The sequence below is a fragment of the Frankia sp. CgMI4 genome (assembly GCF_001756285.1).
Lineage (GTDB): Bacteria > Actinomycetota > Actinomycetes > Frankiales > Frankiaceae > Frankia > Frankia casuarinae.
In genome coordinates this window covers 12062-26917 of record NZ_MAQZ01000085.1, presented here as the reverse complement: position 1 = coordinate 26917, position 14856 = coordinate 12062, and the positions used below count along the sequence as shown (strand labels likewise).

General features: G+C 68.0%; 13 protein-coding genes. 5 read left to right on the top strand and 8 right to left on the bottom strand.

The annotated features are described in order from the left end of the window. Nucleotides 1-328 precede the first annotated feature (328 nt). Nucleotides 329-2893 carry an ATP-binding protein gene (locus Manayef4_RS16040; protein ID WP_070132118.1) on the top strand — a complete coding sequence of 855 codons (2565 nt, stop codon included), beginning with the start codon at nucleotides 329-331 and terminating at the stop codon, nucleotides 2891-2893. Nucleotides 2894-2979: 86 nt separating this feature from the next. Here the strand turns inward: Manayef4_RS16040 and Manayef4_RS16035 are convergent, their stop codons facing one another. The 7 genes from Manayef4_RS16035 to Manayef4_RS16005 all read right to left on the bottom strand — a co-directional run bounded on the left by Manayef4_RS16035 (nucleotide 2980) and on the right by Manayef4_RS16005 (nucleotide 10887). Then, the gene (locus tag Manayef4_RS16035) at nucleotides 2980-3678 is read right to left on the bottom strand and encodes a response regulator (RefSeq protein ID WP_011437668.1); all 699 of its coding nucleotides are present in this window, start codon (nucleotides 3676-3678) and stop codon (nucleotides 2980-2982) included. 208 nt (nucleotides 3679-3886) lie between these two features. Next, a complete protein-coding gene (locus tag Manayef4_RS16030) occupies nucleotides 3887-4783 on the bottom strand; it encodes a potassium-transporting ATPase subunit C (RefSeq protein ID WP_011437669.1) in 897 nt (298 codons plus the stop codon). 2 nt (nucleotides 4784-4785) lie between these two features. Next, nucleotides 4786-6948, bottom strand: a complete 2163-nt coding sequence (kdpB, locus tag Manayef4_RS16025; protein WP_070132117.1) for a potassium-transporting ATPase subunit KdpB — start codon at nucleotides 6946-6948, stop codon at nucleotides 4786-4788. Continuing rightward, the gene (gene kdpA, locus Manayef4_RS16020; protein WP_070132116.1) at nucleotides 6949-8610 is read right to left on the bottom strand and encodes a potassium-transporting ATPase subunit KdpA; all 1662 of its coding nucleotides are present in this window, start codon (nucleotides 8608-8610) and stop codon (nucleotides 6949-6951) included. After that, nucleotides 8611-8700 (bottom strand): K(+)-transporting ATPase subunit F, encoded by a 90-nt coding sequence (gene kdpF / locus Manayef4_RS16015; protein WP_023840421.1) that lies wholly within the window; start codon nucleotides 8698-8700, stop codon nucleotides 8611-8613. It lies immediately after the preceding gene. 486 nt (nucleotides 8701-9186) lie between these two features. Continuing rightward, nucleotides 9187-9939, bottom strand: coding sequence for a response regulator transcription factor (locus Manayef4_RS16010; protein WP_035958678.1), 753 nt, complete (start codon nucleotides 9937-9939; stop codon nucleotides 9187-9189). Between the two features lie 96 nt (nucleotides 9940-10035). Then, a complete protein-coding gene (locus tag Manayef4_RS16005; RefSeq protein ID WP_011437673.1) occupies nucleotides 10036-10887 on the bottom strand; it encodes a DUF72 domain-containing protein in 852 nt (283 codons plus the stop codon). A gap of 1038 nt (nucleotides 10888-11925) precedes the next feature. On the opposite strand from Manayef4_RS16005, the gene Manayef4_RS15995 reads away from it, so the two are divergent. Further along, nucleotides 11926-12162: an AbrB/MazE/SpoVT family DNA-binding domain-containing protein gene (locus Manayef4_RS15995; protein WP_035733247.1), complete on the top strand. Its 237-nt coding sequence runs from the start codon at nucleotides 11926-11928 to the stop codon at nucleotides 12160-12162. Further along, nucleotides 12159-12566: a type II toxin-antitoxin system VapC family toxin gene (locus tag Manayef4_RS15990; RefSeq protein WP_011437676.1), complete on the top strand. Its 408-nt coding sequence runs from the start codon at nucleotides 12159-12161 to the stop codon at nucleotides 12564-12566. Before Manayef4_RS15995 ends, Manayef4_RS15990 begins: the two co-directional genes overlap by 4 nt. A 397-nt stretch (nucleotides 12567-12963) precedes the next feature. On the opposite strand, the gene Manayef4_RS15985 is transcribed toward Manayef4_RS15990, so the two are convergent. Beyond that, nucleotides 12964-13323: a helix-turn-helix domain-containing protein gene (locus Manayef4_RS15985; RefSeq protein WP_011437677.1), complete on the bottom strand. Its 360-nt coding sequence runs from the start codon at nucleotides 13321-13323 to the stop codon at nucleotides 12964-12966. 143 nt (nucleotides 13324-13466) lie between these two features. Between Manayef4_RS15985 and Manayef4_RS15980 the strand changes: the two genes are divergently transcribed. Together Manayef4_RS15980 and Manayef4_RS15975 are read left to right on the top strand one after the other, a co-directional pair. Next, nucleotides 13467-13862: an NAD(P)-binding domain-containing protein gene (locus tag Manayef4_RS15980; RefSeq protein ID WP_011437678.1), complete on the top strand. Its 396-nt coding sequence runs from the start codon at nucleotides 13467-13469 to the stop codon at nucleotides 13860-13862. Next, a complete protein-coding gene (locus Manayef4_RS15975) occupies nucleotides 13859-14767 on the top strand; it encodes an NAD(P)-binding domain-containing protein (RefSeq protein ID WP_070132115.1) in 909 nt (302 codons plus the stop codon). The genes Manayef4_RS15980 and Manayef4_RS15975 overlap by 4 nt, the downstream gene beginning before the upstream one ends. Nucleotides 14768-14856: the final 89 nt, after the last annotated feature.

Genomic DNA, 14856 nt, shown 5'->3' with positions numbered 1-14856 from the left:
CGTCACCCAGGGCGCCGCGAGCCACCTCACAGCACGGCTACAAGCCGTCACCGATCACAACGTAGCGCGATCTCTGCGCGGCCCTGGGAGTTCGGGTACCCGTTCGCGCTCGGCCTGATGGCCTTGGTGTCCATTATGCCGTACGTGATCTTCAGGCAGCGGCGGTGGCCGTGACCAGCGCGCGGAGAACGAGGGCGTCGGCTGGCCCACGTAGCGTGAGGTTGCCGCCGGTGTGGATCGCGCAGCCCGCTCCGACTGCCTCGATCAGCTGGTCACGTATCGCCCCGCAGGCTCGTGAGCGGCGGCTCGTACGCGGAAACTGGGACGTATGGCGAGCGGCAGACTGCGGATCTACCTCGGCGCGGCGCCCGGGGTGGGCAAGACCTACGACATGCTCTGTGAGGCTCAGCGGCGCAAGGCACGCGGAACGGACGTCGTGGTCGGGCTGGTGGAGACCCATGGGCGACCGCGGACCGCCGCGTTGCTGGACGGATTGGAAATCATGCCCCGCCGCACGGTCTCCTACCGCGGTGCCACCTTTACCGAGATGGACGTGGATGCGATCCTGGCCCGCGCGCCAGCGGTGGTGCTCGTCGACGAGCTGGCGCACACGACCGTCCCGGGGTGCCGGAACGCCAAGCGCTGGCAGGACGTCCACGAGCTGTTGAACGCGGGCATCGACGTGCTGTCGACATTGAACATCCAACATCTGGAGTCACTCAACGACGTCGTGGAAAGGATCACCGGAGTCCCGCAGYGGGAGACCGTGCCGGACGCAGTGGTACGCGCCGCCGAACAGGTCGAACTGGTCGATATGACACCGGAGGCGCTGCGGCGGCGGATGGTCCACGGCAACATCTACGGCCCAGACAAGGTCGACGCCGCGCTGGGCAACTACTTCCGAGTCGGCAATCTGACCGCGCTGCGGGAGTTGGCGCTGCTGTGGCTGGCCGACAAGGTGGACGAACAGCTCGATCACTACCGCACCGAGCACCAGATCTCCGGCATCTGGGAGACGCGGGAGCGGGTGGTTGTCGCACTGACCGGCGGCCCTGAGGGCGACACGCTGATCCGCCGGGCRGCGCGGATCGCGGATCGCGCCAAGGGTGCGGACCTGCTCGCGGTCCACGTCACCCGATCCGATGGCCTGGCCGGTGCGTCGCCCGCGCACCTGGCCCGRCAGCGGGTGTTGGTGGAGAGCCTGGGCGGCAGCTACCACCAGGTGGTCGGGGACRACATTCCCATCGCGCTGCTTGAATTCGCCCGAGCGGAGAACGCGACCCAGCTCGTGCTAGGCGCGAGCCGGCGCGGCCGGCTGGCCCACATGATCGACCCTGGTATCGGCGTCACGACAACGAAACTGTCCGGGCCGATCGACGTGCACCTGGTCACCCATGAGGAGGTGGGCAAGGGGCGGCTGCTGCCCCGCCGGGCCCGTGGGCTGACCCTCCGGCGGCGGCTTGCCGGTGTCCTGGCCGCGGTCGTGCTGCTGCCGCTGCTGACCCTTGCGTTGACGCACCAGCGGACCGGTCTCAACCTGACCAGCAACGTGCTGGGGTTCCTGATCGTGGTGGTCGCTGTGGCGCTGGTGGGCGGCCTGCTGCCGGCACTGCTGGCCGCGGTCGGCGGCTTGCTGCTGCTGAACTACTACTTCATCCAACCAGTACACCGCTTCATCGTCGCTGAGAGTAACAACGTTCTCGCGCTCCTGGCGTTCCTGGCGGTTGCGGTGATGGTGAGCAGCGTGGTCGACCTGGCCGCCCGGCGGACCAGCCAGGCGGTACGCGCCACCGCGGAGGCGGAGATGCTCTCGACCCTGGCCGGGAGCGTGCTGCGCGGCGAGCAGGCACTGCCGGCGCTGCTCACGCAGGTGCGGGAGACGTTCGGGCTGACCTCGGTCGCCCTGCTCGAACGCGCGGCCGAGGGCGGTCAGAACGGCGCCCGCAAGGCAGACCGCCACGGCTGGCGGGTGGTCGACAGCGCCGGGCCCGACCCATGCCTGCGGCCGGACGAGGCCGACACGGAGGTACCGGTCAGCGAGAACCTGACGTTGGTCCTGCGGGGCCGGCCRCTGCCCGCGGCGGACCGCCGGGTACTCACCGCCTTCGCCGCGCAGGCCGCGGTCGCCCTCGAACAGCGACGGCTGGCCCAGGTGGCAGCGGAAGCCGGGCCACTCGCCGAAGCGGACCGCACCCGCCGCGCCCTGCTCACTGCCGTCAGCCACGACCTGCGCAGCCCGCTCGCCACGGCCTCGGCGGCAGTCGCGAACCTGCGCGGCAACGAGGTCGAGTGGAGCGCCGAGGAGCAGGCGGAACTGCTCGCCACCGCTGAGGAAGCGTTGGACCACCTGGCCCGGCTGGTGGAGAACCTGCTCGACATGAGCCGGTTGCAGGCTGGACGCCTGAGCGTGTTCCCCGCCCCGGTCGGGCTCGACGACGTGATTCCCGGCGTGCTGCGCGACCTGGGCCCGGCGGCTCGCGACGTGGCTGTGACGGTCCCGGACGACCTTCCGCTGGCCTACGCCGACCCGGCGCTGCTGGAACGGGTGATCGCCAACCTGCTGTCCAACGCGGCCCGCTACTCACCCCCGGGCCAGCCCCCGCTGATCACCGCCAGTGCGTTGCACGACCGGATCCAGCTGCGGGTCATCGACCGCGGGCCTGGACTGCCCGCGGAGGACCGTGACCAGGCGTTCACGCCGTTCCAGCGGCTGGGCGACACCGACAACGCCAGCGGCATCGGGCTGGGCCTCGCGCTCTCCCGAGGCCTGACGGAGGCGATGGGCGGCACCCTGACACCGGAGGACACCCCCGGCGGGGGCCTGACCATGGTGGTAGCGCTGCCGGTCGCGACGGTCGGCGATTCTACCCAGCCGGCGGACRGTGCGGCCTGAGATCGCGGGACGGTCAACAGACAACGAGGTCATAGTTTGACAACAAGGTCATAACTGGACAACAAGGTCATGACTGGATAACAAGGTCATGGTTGGAACCGGTAGCCCATGCCTGGCTCGGTGATGAGGTGGCGGGGCTGTGCCGGGTTGAGTTCAAGTTTGTGGCGCAGCCGGCCGATGTACTGGCGCAGGTAGTGGCTCTGCTCCTTGGGTGCGGGCCCRCCGGCCCGGGGCAGCAGATCCCGGTAGGTCAGTAGCTTTTCGGGGTGGCGGACCAGGACGTCGAGCAGGTGCCATTCCGTGGGGGTGAGCCGGACCTCGGCGGGGCCGTCCGGGCGGGCGCTGTCGGGTTTGCGGGTGACGCGCCGTGCGTCGAGGTCGATCAGATAGTCGCCCAGGGCGACGGTGAGCGGTTCGGTGGGCGGCGGGGTGCGCCGGACGACGGCGCGCAGCCGGGCGAGCAGTTCGTCGACCCGGAAGGGCTTGGTGACGTAGTCGTCGGCACCGGCGTCCAACGCTGCGATCTTATCGCTGCTGCCGGCGCGTCCGGAGAGCACGATGACCGGGGCGGCGGTCCAGCCGCGCAGGGCGTGGATGACGTCAACGCCGTCGAGGTCGGGAAGCCCGAGGTCGAGCAGGATGATATCGGGTTCGTGTTCGGCGGCGGCGGCGAGCGCGCGGCTTCCGTCCGCGGCGACGGTGACCTGGTAGCCGCGGGCGCGCAGGGTGATGTGTAGCGCGCGGAGCAGCCGTGGGTCGTCGTCCACCACGAGTACGCTGGTCACGCGTCGTCTCCCGGCAGTGAACCGAGCGGTACGGCGGGCAGGGTGCGAACCATCGTGAGGCCTCCGCCGGGGTGTCCTCGGGGCTGAGCGTTCCGTCCATAGCTTCGACCCGGGAGTTTGTCTGGGAAAGTGCCCCGGCCGCAGTGGGCGGTGCGCGGGACGGGTCCTGCGCACCGCCCCCGGGCCAGCGTCACCCGGGCCAGTCCAGCTACCTGGTCGTCCTGTCGAGGGCCAGGTTCAGGGTGAGGACGTTGACCGTGGGTTCGCCCATGAAGCCCAGCGCCCGACCGTCTTCGTGGTCGTGGACCAGCGCGTGGACCGTGGCCGGGTCGAGACCGCGTTCCTTCGCGACCCGGTTCACCTGCAGGTAGGCGTAGGCCGGGGAGATGTCGGGGTCGAGGCCGCTGCCGGAAGCGGTGACCGCGTCCGGCGGGACCGGGTTGTCCGTGCCCTTACCCGGCCCCTTGACCGGCGCAGTGACGCCGGCCGAGTAGTCCTCGCCGAACCTGGCGCACTCGACCTTGACGCCTTGGTACGTGGCGACGAAGGGCGCGGCCGGGCACTCCTCGTTGATGCTGACGACCCGGGTGACCGGTCCGGTGGTGCCGCCGGTCCGGAACACCGACAGGACCGCGCCGACGCCGTTCGCGGTGCAGAAGGGACGCCGGCCGTCAACCCCTTCCAGGTCACCGATGGCCTTGCTGCGGGCGCAGACCTGGGTGAGCAGGCTCTGGCTGCTTTCGTCCTCGTCCTTGGTGGCCGGGTCGTCGAAACTGTCGACGATGTTTTCCGGGCCGAGGTTGGACGCGGACGTCGACGTCGGGTCGTACCCGTCGCCGGCCGCCGAGGGGCGGGACTGGAAGTATTTGGGAATCGGGTTGCCCTTGTCGTCGGTGAACAGTTGGCCGATCTCGGCTGAGCCGACGATCTGGCCGCTGGCGTTCGTGACGAACGAGCCGTTCGCCTTATCCTTCAGCCCGGGAAGCTGCGCGATGGCCGTGATGACCAGCGGATAGGCGATGCCGGTCAGCACGGTCAGCACGAGCAGTGCGCGGAAGGCGGCGAGGTGCTGCCGCACGAAGGAGGGAAGTCGGGTCGCAGGCATGGTTACCGGGCTCCCGGGATGAACTGGATGACAAGGTCGATGAGTTTGATCCCGACGAACGGGATGATCAGACCGCCGACGCCGTAGATGTAGAGGTTGCGACGCAGCATCGCCGACGCGCTGGACGGGGTGTAACGGACGCCGCGCAGCGCCAGCGGGATCAGGGCGACGATGACGAGCGCGTTGAAGATGACGGCGGAGAGGATCGCCGACTGCGGGCTGTGCAGCCGCATGAGGTTGAGCGCGTCCAGCCCGGGGTAGATCGCCGCGAACATCGCCGGGATGATCGCGAAGTACTTGGCGATGTCGTTGGCGATCGAGAAGGTGGTCAGCGCCCCGCGGGTGATGAGCAGCTGCTTCCCGATCTCGACGATCTCGATCAGCTTCGTCGGGTTGGAGTCGAGGTCGACCATGTTGCCGGCCTCCTTGGCGGCCGACGTGCCGGTGTTCATCGCCACGCCGACATCGGCCTGGGCGAGCGCAGGGGCGTCGTTGGTGCCGTCGCCGGTCATTGCGACGAGCTTGCCGCCGGCCTGCTCTCGTTTGATCAGGGCCATCTTGTCTTCGGGCGTGGCCTCGGCGAGGAAGTCGTCGACGCCCGCCTCCTCGGCGATCGACCGGGCGGTCAGCGGATTGTCACCGGTGATCATAATGGTGCGGATGCCCATCCGGCGCATCTCGTCGAACCGCTCACGCATGCCCTGCTTGACGACGTCCTTGAGCTGGATCACGCCCAGGACGCGGGCCAGGCCGCCATCGGTGGCCTCGGCGACGACCAGCGGGGTGCCACCGGAAGCGGAGATGCCGTCCACGATCTCCCCGGTCTCCGCGGGCACGGCGCCACCAAGATCGCGCACCCAGGTGATCACCGCGCTGGCCGCTCCCTTGCGCACCTGCCGGTTCGCCCCCCCGTCGATCGCATCGAGGTCGACCCCGGACATCCGGGTCTGGGCGGTGAACGCCACGAACCGGGCGTGGCTGAGCTCGCCGGGACCGCGCTCCCGCAGGCCGTAGGTGTTCTTCGCGTGCACGACGATGGAGCGGCCCTCGGGGGTCTCGTCCGCGAGCGAGGACAGCTGGGCCGCGCTGGCCAGGTCATTCTCCGATGTGCCGCCGACCGGGACGAAGGCCCGTGCCTCCCGGTTGCCAATGGTGATCGTCCCGGTCTTGTCGAGCAGGAGGGTATTGACATCGCCGGCGGCCTCGACGGCCCGGCCGGACATGGCCAGCACGTTGCGTTGGACCAGCCGGTCCATGCCGGCGATGCCGATCGCGGACAGCAACGCGCCGATTGTCGTCGGAATCAGGYAGACCAGCAGTGACACCATCACGATCCCGGACAGGCCGTCGCCGTTCAGCGCACCGGTGTCCGGCACGCCCGGCAGCTGCGCCTTCGAGAAGATCGCCAACGGCTGCAGGGTCGCGACAGCGAGCAGAAAGGTGAGCGTCAGGGCGGCCAGCAGGATGTTCAGCGCGATCTCGTTCGGGGTCTTCTGCCGATTCGCCCCCTCCACCAGCGCAATCATCCGGTCGATGAAGCTCTCGCCCGGTTTCTGAGTGATCCGCACGACGAYCCGGTCCGACAGCACCCGGGTGCCGCCGGTCACCGAACTGCGATCACCGCCGGACTCCCGGATCACCGGCGCGGACTCACCGGTGATGGCCGACTCGTCAACGCTGGCAATCCCCTCGATGACGTCGCCGTCCCCGGGGATGAACTGACCGGCCTCGACGACGACGGTGTCGCCCTGCCGCAGCCGCGGCGCGGGCACCTCCTCAAGCCGGCCGTCGTCGCGCAGCCGGTGGGCGATCGTGTCAGTCTTGGTGCGGCGTAGCGCGTCCGCCTGGGCCCTGCCGCGGCCCTCCGCAACCGCTTCGGCGAGGTTGGCGAACAGCACGGTCAGCCAGAGCCAGACCGTGATCAGCCAGCTGAACGCGGTCTCGTCCCGAATCGCCAGGACGGTGGTGAACACCGCGCCGATCTCCACGATGAACATCACCGGGTTGCGCCACAGCGTGCGCGGGTCGAGCTTGCGCAGCGCGCCCGGCGTCGACCGCAGGAGCATCGTCGGGTCGAGCAGCCCCCCCTGCACTCGCCGGGGAGCCGGCGGCGGGGTCGGCGCGGGCGCCGGAACCGGCGTACCCGCAATGGTCGAGGTGGACATCTAGTGCAAACCCTCCGCAAGCGGCCCGAGCGCGAGCGCCGGGAAGAAGGTCAGAGCGACGATGATCACGGTGACGCCGGTTAGCATGCCGACGAACTGCGGGCGATGCGTCGGTAGTGTTCCCGCGGTTTCCGGCACCGGCTGCTGTTTCGCCAACGATCCGGCCAGCCCCAACACGAAGACCATCGGCAGGAACCGCCCGAACGCCATCGCGAGGCCGAGCGCGGTGTTGTACCAGTCGGTGTTCACCGTGATGCCGGCGAACGCCGAGCCGTTGTTGTTCGCCRCCGAGGTGAAGGCGTAGAGCACCTCGGACAGGCCGTGCGGCCCGCTGTTGAGCATCCCCGCCCGTTCCCCCGGCAGCGCCATCGCCAGGCCGGTGCCGACCAGCACGATGACCGGCATCGTGAGGAAATACAGCGAGGCGAACTTGATCTCTCGACTACCGATCTTCTTGCCCAGGTACTCCGGCGTTCGTCCGATCATCAAACCCGCGACGAACACCGTGATCACTGCAAGGACCAGGATGCCGTAGAGTCCCRATCCGGTGCCGCCGGGCGCGACCTCGCCGAGCATCATGTTGAACAGCAGCGTCGCGCCACCCAGGCTGGTGTACGAGTCATGGAACGAGTCGACGGACCCGGTTGACGTCAGCGTCGTCCCCGTGGCGAACAGCGCCGAATCYGGCACACCGAACCGGGTCTCCGTAGCCTCGCGGGCCGCCCCGACCGCTGTCGGCACCGTGCCGTGGTGGATCGCCTGGAACACCTCGTTGGCTCCCAGACTGCCCAGCGCCAGCACCGCCATCACCGCGACGATCGCCAGCCCCTGCCGGGTGCTGCCGACCATCTTGCCGAACGTCCGCGGCAACGCGAACCCGATCGACAGCAGCAGGTAGATCTCGAACCAGTTCGTCCAGGAGGTCGGGTTCTCGAAGGGATGCGAGGAGTTGGCGTTGTAGAAGCCGCCGCCGTTGGTGCCGAAGTCCTTGATGGCCTCCTGGCTGGCGACCGGACCCCCGGTGACCGCCTGCTCCCCCCCGGCCAGGGTGGGGACCGTGGTGTTCCCGTGGAAGTTCTGGATCGCGCCGCCGACGATCAGCACGATCGCCGCGAGCGCGCAGACCGGCAGCAGGATCCGCACGACGGTGCGGACCAGGTCCACCCAGAAGTTTCCCAGCTGGTCGGTCTTCTTCCGGGCGAAGCCGCGCACCACCGCGATCGCCACCGCGATGCCTACCGCGGCGGACACGAAGTTCTGCACCGCCAGACCGGACATCTGGACCAGATGGCCCATCGTCGACTCACCCGAATAGGCCTGCCAGTTCGTGTTCGTGGTGAAACTGACCGCCGTGTTCCACGCCAGGTCCGGCTTGACCGCCGGCAGGCCCAGYGCCAGCCACAGGTGGTTCTGCACCCGCTGGAACAGGTACAGGAACAGCACCGATACGAGCGAGAACGCCAGCACGCTGCGTGCATACACCGACCAGCGCTGCTCGGCGTCCGGATCCACCCCGACCAGCCGGTAGATACCGCGTTCCACCCGCAGGTGCTTCCCGCTCATATACACCCGGGCCATATAGTCGCCAAATGGCCGGTAAGTCAGGGCAAGAGCCAGCACCATCGAGACGATGAAGATGACGCCTGCGGCGTTCGTGCCCATCTAGAACCGCTCCGGGGACAGCAGAGCCGCCACGAGGAAGATCGTGAGAGCTACGGCAAGGATCAGGCCGGCGATGTTCTCCACRCTCACAGCTTCTCCACCGCCTTGAGGGTTAGCCCGAGTACCGCGAACACCGCAAGGGTCAGCAGTACGAAGACAACGTCACGCACGGAACTCCTGCCTTCTACTTTGGATGAGATCGGATCTGGATGAGATCGGAACAAATGTCGCCGCCTTGGCCGGTGTCCTGGCCTGATGGCAGGTGCCAGTATCGAGCCCTTGCCGCCAGCGGACCAGCGAAGCTAACGGTCCAATGACGCCCAATCCCGAAAATTCAACACGGCGCTCACACGGCATCCGACCCGGACGAGATCCGCACCCGCGTAAAACTCGGTGTGCACAACCCGGATGAGACGCAGAACACCTCTCGGTGGTCCACGGACAGCCGCCCGGGCGGGGACCAGGCCGGTCCGCCCTGCCCTGTCCAGGTGATCCCCGCGAAGGGTGTCCGGACGCCGGGGTGTCCGGACGCCGGGGTGTCCGGACGCCACCGTGAGTGCCAATGAGGCGTGGTGGTTACGGCTGGTAGCGGTAGCCCAGGCCCGGTTCGGTGGTCAGGTAGCGGGGTCGGGTCGGGTCGGGTTCGAGTTTGCGACGCAGTTTGTTGATGTAGAGGCGGAGCGAGGAGCTGTCGTCCGCCACGCCGGGACCCCAGACCTGGCTGATCAGCTGCTGATGGCTGACGAGCTTGCCGGGGTGGCGTACCAGTGCTTCCAGCAGCCGCCATTCCGTCGGGGTGAGGCGTGGACCGTCCGGCTTGTCCTCTCCACCGGTCGCGGATGGATCCTCATGACCGCTGCCCGCGTCGGCGTCGGCGTCGGCGTCGGCGCTGTCTCGTGAGCTGATTCGCTTTTCGCCGAGGTCGATCCGGTACCGGCCGAGGTCGACAACGGTCACCGATTCCGCGCTGGTGGCGCGGCGGGTCACGGCCCGGACCCGGGCCAGCAACTCGTCGATCGAGAACGGCTTCGTGACGTAGTCGTCGGCGCCGGCGTCGAGCGCGGCCACCTTGTCGTGGCCCGAGGCGCGACCGGACAACACGATGATGGGAACCCCGGTCCAAGCCCGTAGCCCCTGGATGACCTCAACGCCGTCCATGTCGGGCAAGCCAAGATCCAGAATGACCAGGTCGGGTGGGCACGACGCCGCCTCCGACAGCGCGTGCCGGCCGTCCAGCGCTGTGCGTACCTCGAACCCCCGAGCGCGCAGGGTGATTCGCATGGCCCGCAGCAGCTGYGGTTCGTCCTCCACGAACAGAAGACGGGTCATATCCGCCCCGTCCCCTCCAGCCACCTCCGGACCGGCGGCGCCTCCTAACCTGGCATCATCCCTCATCCTCGCCCCCTGCGCCTTCGCCCGTCCGGATCAGAAGAGGGTCAGGGGCTCGGTCGGTATCGGCTGAGGCAGTGCATCGAGCTCAGGCACCCGTACCCGTACGTCATCGTGGAAGCAGCGGGCGAGTAGTAGCGCGTCGGCGTTGTCCGGGGTGTGAATAAACACGGTGGGTGATCGACCCTCGCGCAGCCACTCGATGGCAGTGTCAATCCAACGCTGCCAGCCTTTGATCGTCTGCGTGGAGGCGTCGCGGCCGAGGTAGCGGACGATCGGCCGGTCGGTCAACGCGAGCGATCGGAGCGGYACGCGCGGTTTCCTGGTCCAGGCTTCTCGTTCGGCATCGCTGCCTGGCGGGCTTTGAAAGAATGTGGTGGTGTCGAATGGAATCCATTCGGCGGTCGCGGCGGCAAGGACTCCTTCGAGAAGTCGCGCTGCGCGAGGGTCGTTGAAGAATGCGGGGTGGCGGACCTCCACAGCGTACCGGTGGGACCTGGTGAGCCGGCGCAGAAAGCGGGCAAGCACGGGGACGTCGGCCGGGGTGAACGATCCTGGTAGCTGTATCCAGAGGGCATGGGCCCGTGGGCCGAGTGGCTCGATCGCTTCCAGGAAGGCGTGTAACGCTTCGTCGACGCCCGTCAGGCGGCGTTCGTGCGTGATGGTTTTTGGCAGCTTGATCACGAATCGGAAGTCGGCGTCGGTCTGCTGCGCCCACGAGGCCACGGCGCTCCTGGCCGGAGTCGCATAGAACGTTGCATTCCCTTCGACCGCGTTGCACCAGCTGGCGTAGTTTCGCAGGCGTTCGTGAGGCGGGAGCGGATGCGCCAGAAAGCGCCCTTGCCATGACTTGTGAGCCCACATCGCGCACCCCACATGAAGACGCATGACCCAAGCCCTCCATGAACAAACTGCTCCCGAGGCAGCCGGAACCGAGTTCGCCCGCCAAGTCGCGACCGTGCCACAGGTACTGTAGTCCGGGCGTCGAGTCCGCCCCCGGCGTCCGGTGCGCCGCGGGCCGACAGCCCGCGCTCCAGCGATCCACTATCCTTTCCGTACTGGCGAAGTCTAGTTGACCTACGGATCTGGAGCCCTTCAAGCTCCGGAGCTGGAGGGCCCGCAGCCACGGATCCGGCAACTTGGACGAGAGAACTGATACCGCCGGGCTGCTGGGCTTCTCCGAGCGCGACAGCGTTCCTGTGACCGGGTCCAGGCGTCGGCACCATCACCGACCCGCCTCAAACGCCCTGACCGGAGACGGTTCGCCGAGGTACTGGGCAACGGCGGCTTCGGATGACATCCGCTGACATCCGCGGTTGCACCGCCGACGAGAGACCGAGCGTATGCGGCGACTGCTCGACGACGTCTTGGGGATCGGCGGCCTTGGGGAACGGCGGCCTGTTCGTGCGGCGGTGCGTGGAGACCGCCACCGCATGAGGGCCACACAGACTGGTCGGACCCCGGGGGCCGTTCGTCAACCGCGGGCCTCGATCGTGGTGTGTGGGTGCTGGGCGATGCTGGTCTGGCTGAACCTGACTATTCTTCGGCGGGACTTCCGCGACGTCCCCCTGTGGCGCCAGGCGGTCAGCGAGATGCTCCGTCTTGCTCTCCAGGGTCCCGAGGACCCGGTGATCGCGCCGATGACCATCCTCGATTCCGACCTGCTCGCCGAGCTGACGGCCTCGACCCGCGCCGCCGGACACCGCGCCGCCGGACACCGCATCGCCGGACACCGCGCCGCTCATGTCACGCTTCTTGCCGACCGCACGACAATGATCCGCCGCATCCACCGACGCGGGGATGCGGACGCCGGAGTCGCGATCATCTCGCCCGGCCTTGTGGGGGGCGAGGTTCCAGACCCGGAGGAACATCGCGCCCTGGCTGGCGAGGCCTCCGGCGATGGGATCACAATGGTATCGTTTTCCCATGGAAGCCGTTGTCGATCAGGCGGGCCGGATCGTGTTGCCCAAGCTCCTCCGCGAGGCGCTGGGCCTGTTCCCGGGAACGAAGGTGGACATCTCGCCCTATGGCGCCGGTGTCCAGATCGTGCCTGCCGGCAGGACCGCGCGCCTCGTCGAGGAGGATGGTGTGCTCGTGTCAGCCGGCGATACGCCCGTCGACGACGACATCCTGTTCGGCCTCATTGACGCAGGCCGCAGGTGACCATTGCGGTCGACACGAGTGTCGCGGTTCCGCTCCTGGTACGTTCGCACACGCACCACGCGGATGTGGTGCAATGGTGGGGCGGGCGGGAGCTTGCGCTGAGTGGGTATGCGCTGGTGGAGACCTATTCGGTACTCACCAGAATGCCCGGCGACGCGAGACTGTCCGGGCCGGACGCCGCGCGTCTGCTCGACGTGCGCTTCACTGCACCGTTAACGTTGAGCGGACCGCATGCGCGGAAGGTTCACGCGACGTTGAGTCGCGTCGGTATTGTTGGGGGCGCCGTCTACGATGGGCTGGTGGCTTTGGCTGCCAAGGAGCACGGCCTGGCCCTCGCGACGAGGGATGCTCGCGCACGCGGGACCTATGACGCGCTTGGAGTCAAGGTCATTGTTGTCGCTTGAGGTGGCTCGCGACTCCGAGTACGTTTCACTTCCCGATCCTCGCGGACGCGCCGCGTAATCAATTGATGGATCCGACTTTCCGGTAGTTCCGCGACGTCKTCTACTATTCGATCTTGGAAGCTACGATCGGCCGTCCATACACCCTCTACGCCCATGGCGACAGCGACACGACCGGAGCGGTCCGCGGGGTCAGCAGGGACGCCGCCCAGATGGGTCCTGAAATCATCATTCGCCCGTCGGGACCCGGGCGCCGACCAGCGGCGGTGCCCGATGACCGCCCAGCCGGCACCATCCGTATCCGAGTCGAACGTGCGTTCCGCAAACCTGGTGGTTCCGGCGGCTCCGGTCCGCCTCGTCACCATGATCGTGGGGATCGTGGTGATCGAGGCGCGGCCGGTTACGCGGATTCGAGCGCGTCCTCGACGGCGAGGCGCTCGCAACGTCGTTTCCCCCATTCGCCTAGCGGGCGGAGGGCCTCGTTGAGTGAGATGCCATGCTCGGTGAGGGAGTACTCGACCCGGGGCGGGACCTGGCGATACACCTCGCGATGGACCAGGGCGTCCTCCTCCATCTCGCGCAGGTGCTGGATGAGCATCTTCTCGCTGACGCCGGGAAGGCCGCGCCGCAGCTCTCCGAACCGCCGGGTTCCGTGGTTGTTCAGCTCCCAGAGGATCAGCGACTTCCACTTCCCTGACACCACGTCCATACCGGCGTCTATGCCGCAGACGTAGGGACCGCGCCTCGCGCTCGTCGCCATCAGACCCTCAACCTCGCCTCAGCTGGCCACTTACTTCCTGGTAAGTATTGAACAAAATTGTAGGTACTTGCCGGTGGGGAAGGTTCGGGCGGAGAGTCGGGACGGCACGCCAGTCAGACCACCGAGCGGAGCGAGGGCAATCCATGACGACCTGTACGACCTTCCTGGGCTTGGGCGCGATGGGCAGCGCGCTCGCCGCCGCGACTCTCGACGCCGGCCGACCAACCGTGGTGTGGAACCACACTCCAGGCAGAGCACGGGCTCTCGGCGATCGTGGCGCCACCGTCGCCGAGACCGTCGAGGAGGCGATCATCGGCGGCGGGGTGGTCGTCGCCTGCCTGCTTGACCATCGGTCGGTGCACTCTGTGGTCGAGTTCACCGAAGCCGCGCTGGAATCGCTGGTGACGGCCAGCCTGGACCAGGGCGTCAATGTCGAGGTGCTGCGGCCCGTCCACGACATCGTGCGCCGGCAGATTACCGCCGGATACGGCCAGCAGGGCACCGCCCGCATCTTCGAAGAGCTCAGGAGCTCCCGATGAGCGGCGAGGGCGGTCTGTCTCCTGTGACGGTCGTCGGCCTTGGCCCGATGGGTCGGGCAATGGCCGCGTCCCTGTTGCGGTCCGGCCATCCGGTGACAGTGTGGAACCGCACCGAGGGGCGCGCCGACGACCTCATCGTCAGGGGCGCCACGCTGGCACCCACAGCGACAGCCGCGGTCGCCGCCAGCGAGCTGACCATCCTCAGCCTCACCGACTACCAGGCGATGTACGACATCCTCGACCCGGTCGCCGAAAGTTCGCGACCCTCCGCTGTCCTTGCCGGCAAGGTCCTGGTCAACCTCAGTTCGGACACCCCCGATGCCTCCCGGGATGCGGCGGGATGGGCGGCCAGACACGGAGCGAGCTTCGTGACAGGAGGCGTCATGGTGCCCGCTCCCGCCGTCGGCGGTCCAGGGGCACATGTGTTCTACAGYGGGCCCCGCGCGGTATTCGACATACACGAACCGACGCTCAGACTGATCGGCGAGCCCCGGTACCTCGGGGAGGACCCAGGCCTGGCCCAGCTCTTTTACCAGGCGCACCTCGACGTCTTCCTCACCGCCCTGTCAAGCCTGCTCCACGCCACCGCGCTCGTCACCGCCGCCGGTGTCCCRGCCGCCGACTTCCTACCCGGCGCGCTGAACACCCTCACCGACATCCCGACGATGATCGGAGACGGATGGGACCTGGCCCGGCGCCTGGAGGCCGGCGAACACCCCGGCGACCTCAGCACGGCACGGATGATGGGCGCCACAGCGAACCACATCGTGTGGACGAGTGAGAAGGCCGGCATCGACACAYAGCTGCCCAAAGCCGTCAAGGCGCACTACGACCAGGCCGTCACCGCGGGCCGCGGCACCGAGAACTGGACCGTTCTCTACGAGATGCTCAAAGGCTGCGACTGAGGAACGACCAGAACCACGGTCCTACCACCGGGCCACGCAAGCTGCGTACCTGGCACAGGGTAGCTGTTCACGTCGGTTGCGCGGCGGCC

What these genes read in the sequence shown, in the direction of transcription:
- Manayef4_RS16030 (WP_011437669.1), bottom strand. Translation starts at nt 4,783, where the DNA reads ATGCCTGCGACCCGACTTCCCTCCTTCGTGCGGCAGCACCTCGCCGCC.
- Manayef4_RS15995 (WP_035733247.1), top strand. Translation starts at nt 11,926, where the DNA reads ATGGAAGCCGTTGTCGATCAGGCGGGCCGGATCGTGTTGCCCAAGCTC.
- Manayef4_RS15985 (WP_011437677.1), bottom strand. Translation starts at nt 13,323, where the DNA reads ATGGCGACGAGCGCGAGGCGCGGTCCCTACGTCTGCGGCATAGACGCC.
- Manayef4_RS15980 (WP_011437678.1), top strand. Translation starts at nt 13,467, where the DNA reads ATGACGACCTGTACGACCTTCCTGGGCTTGGGCGCGATGGGCAGCGCG.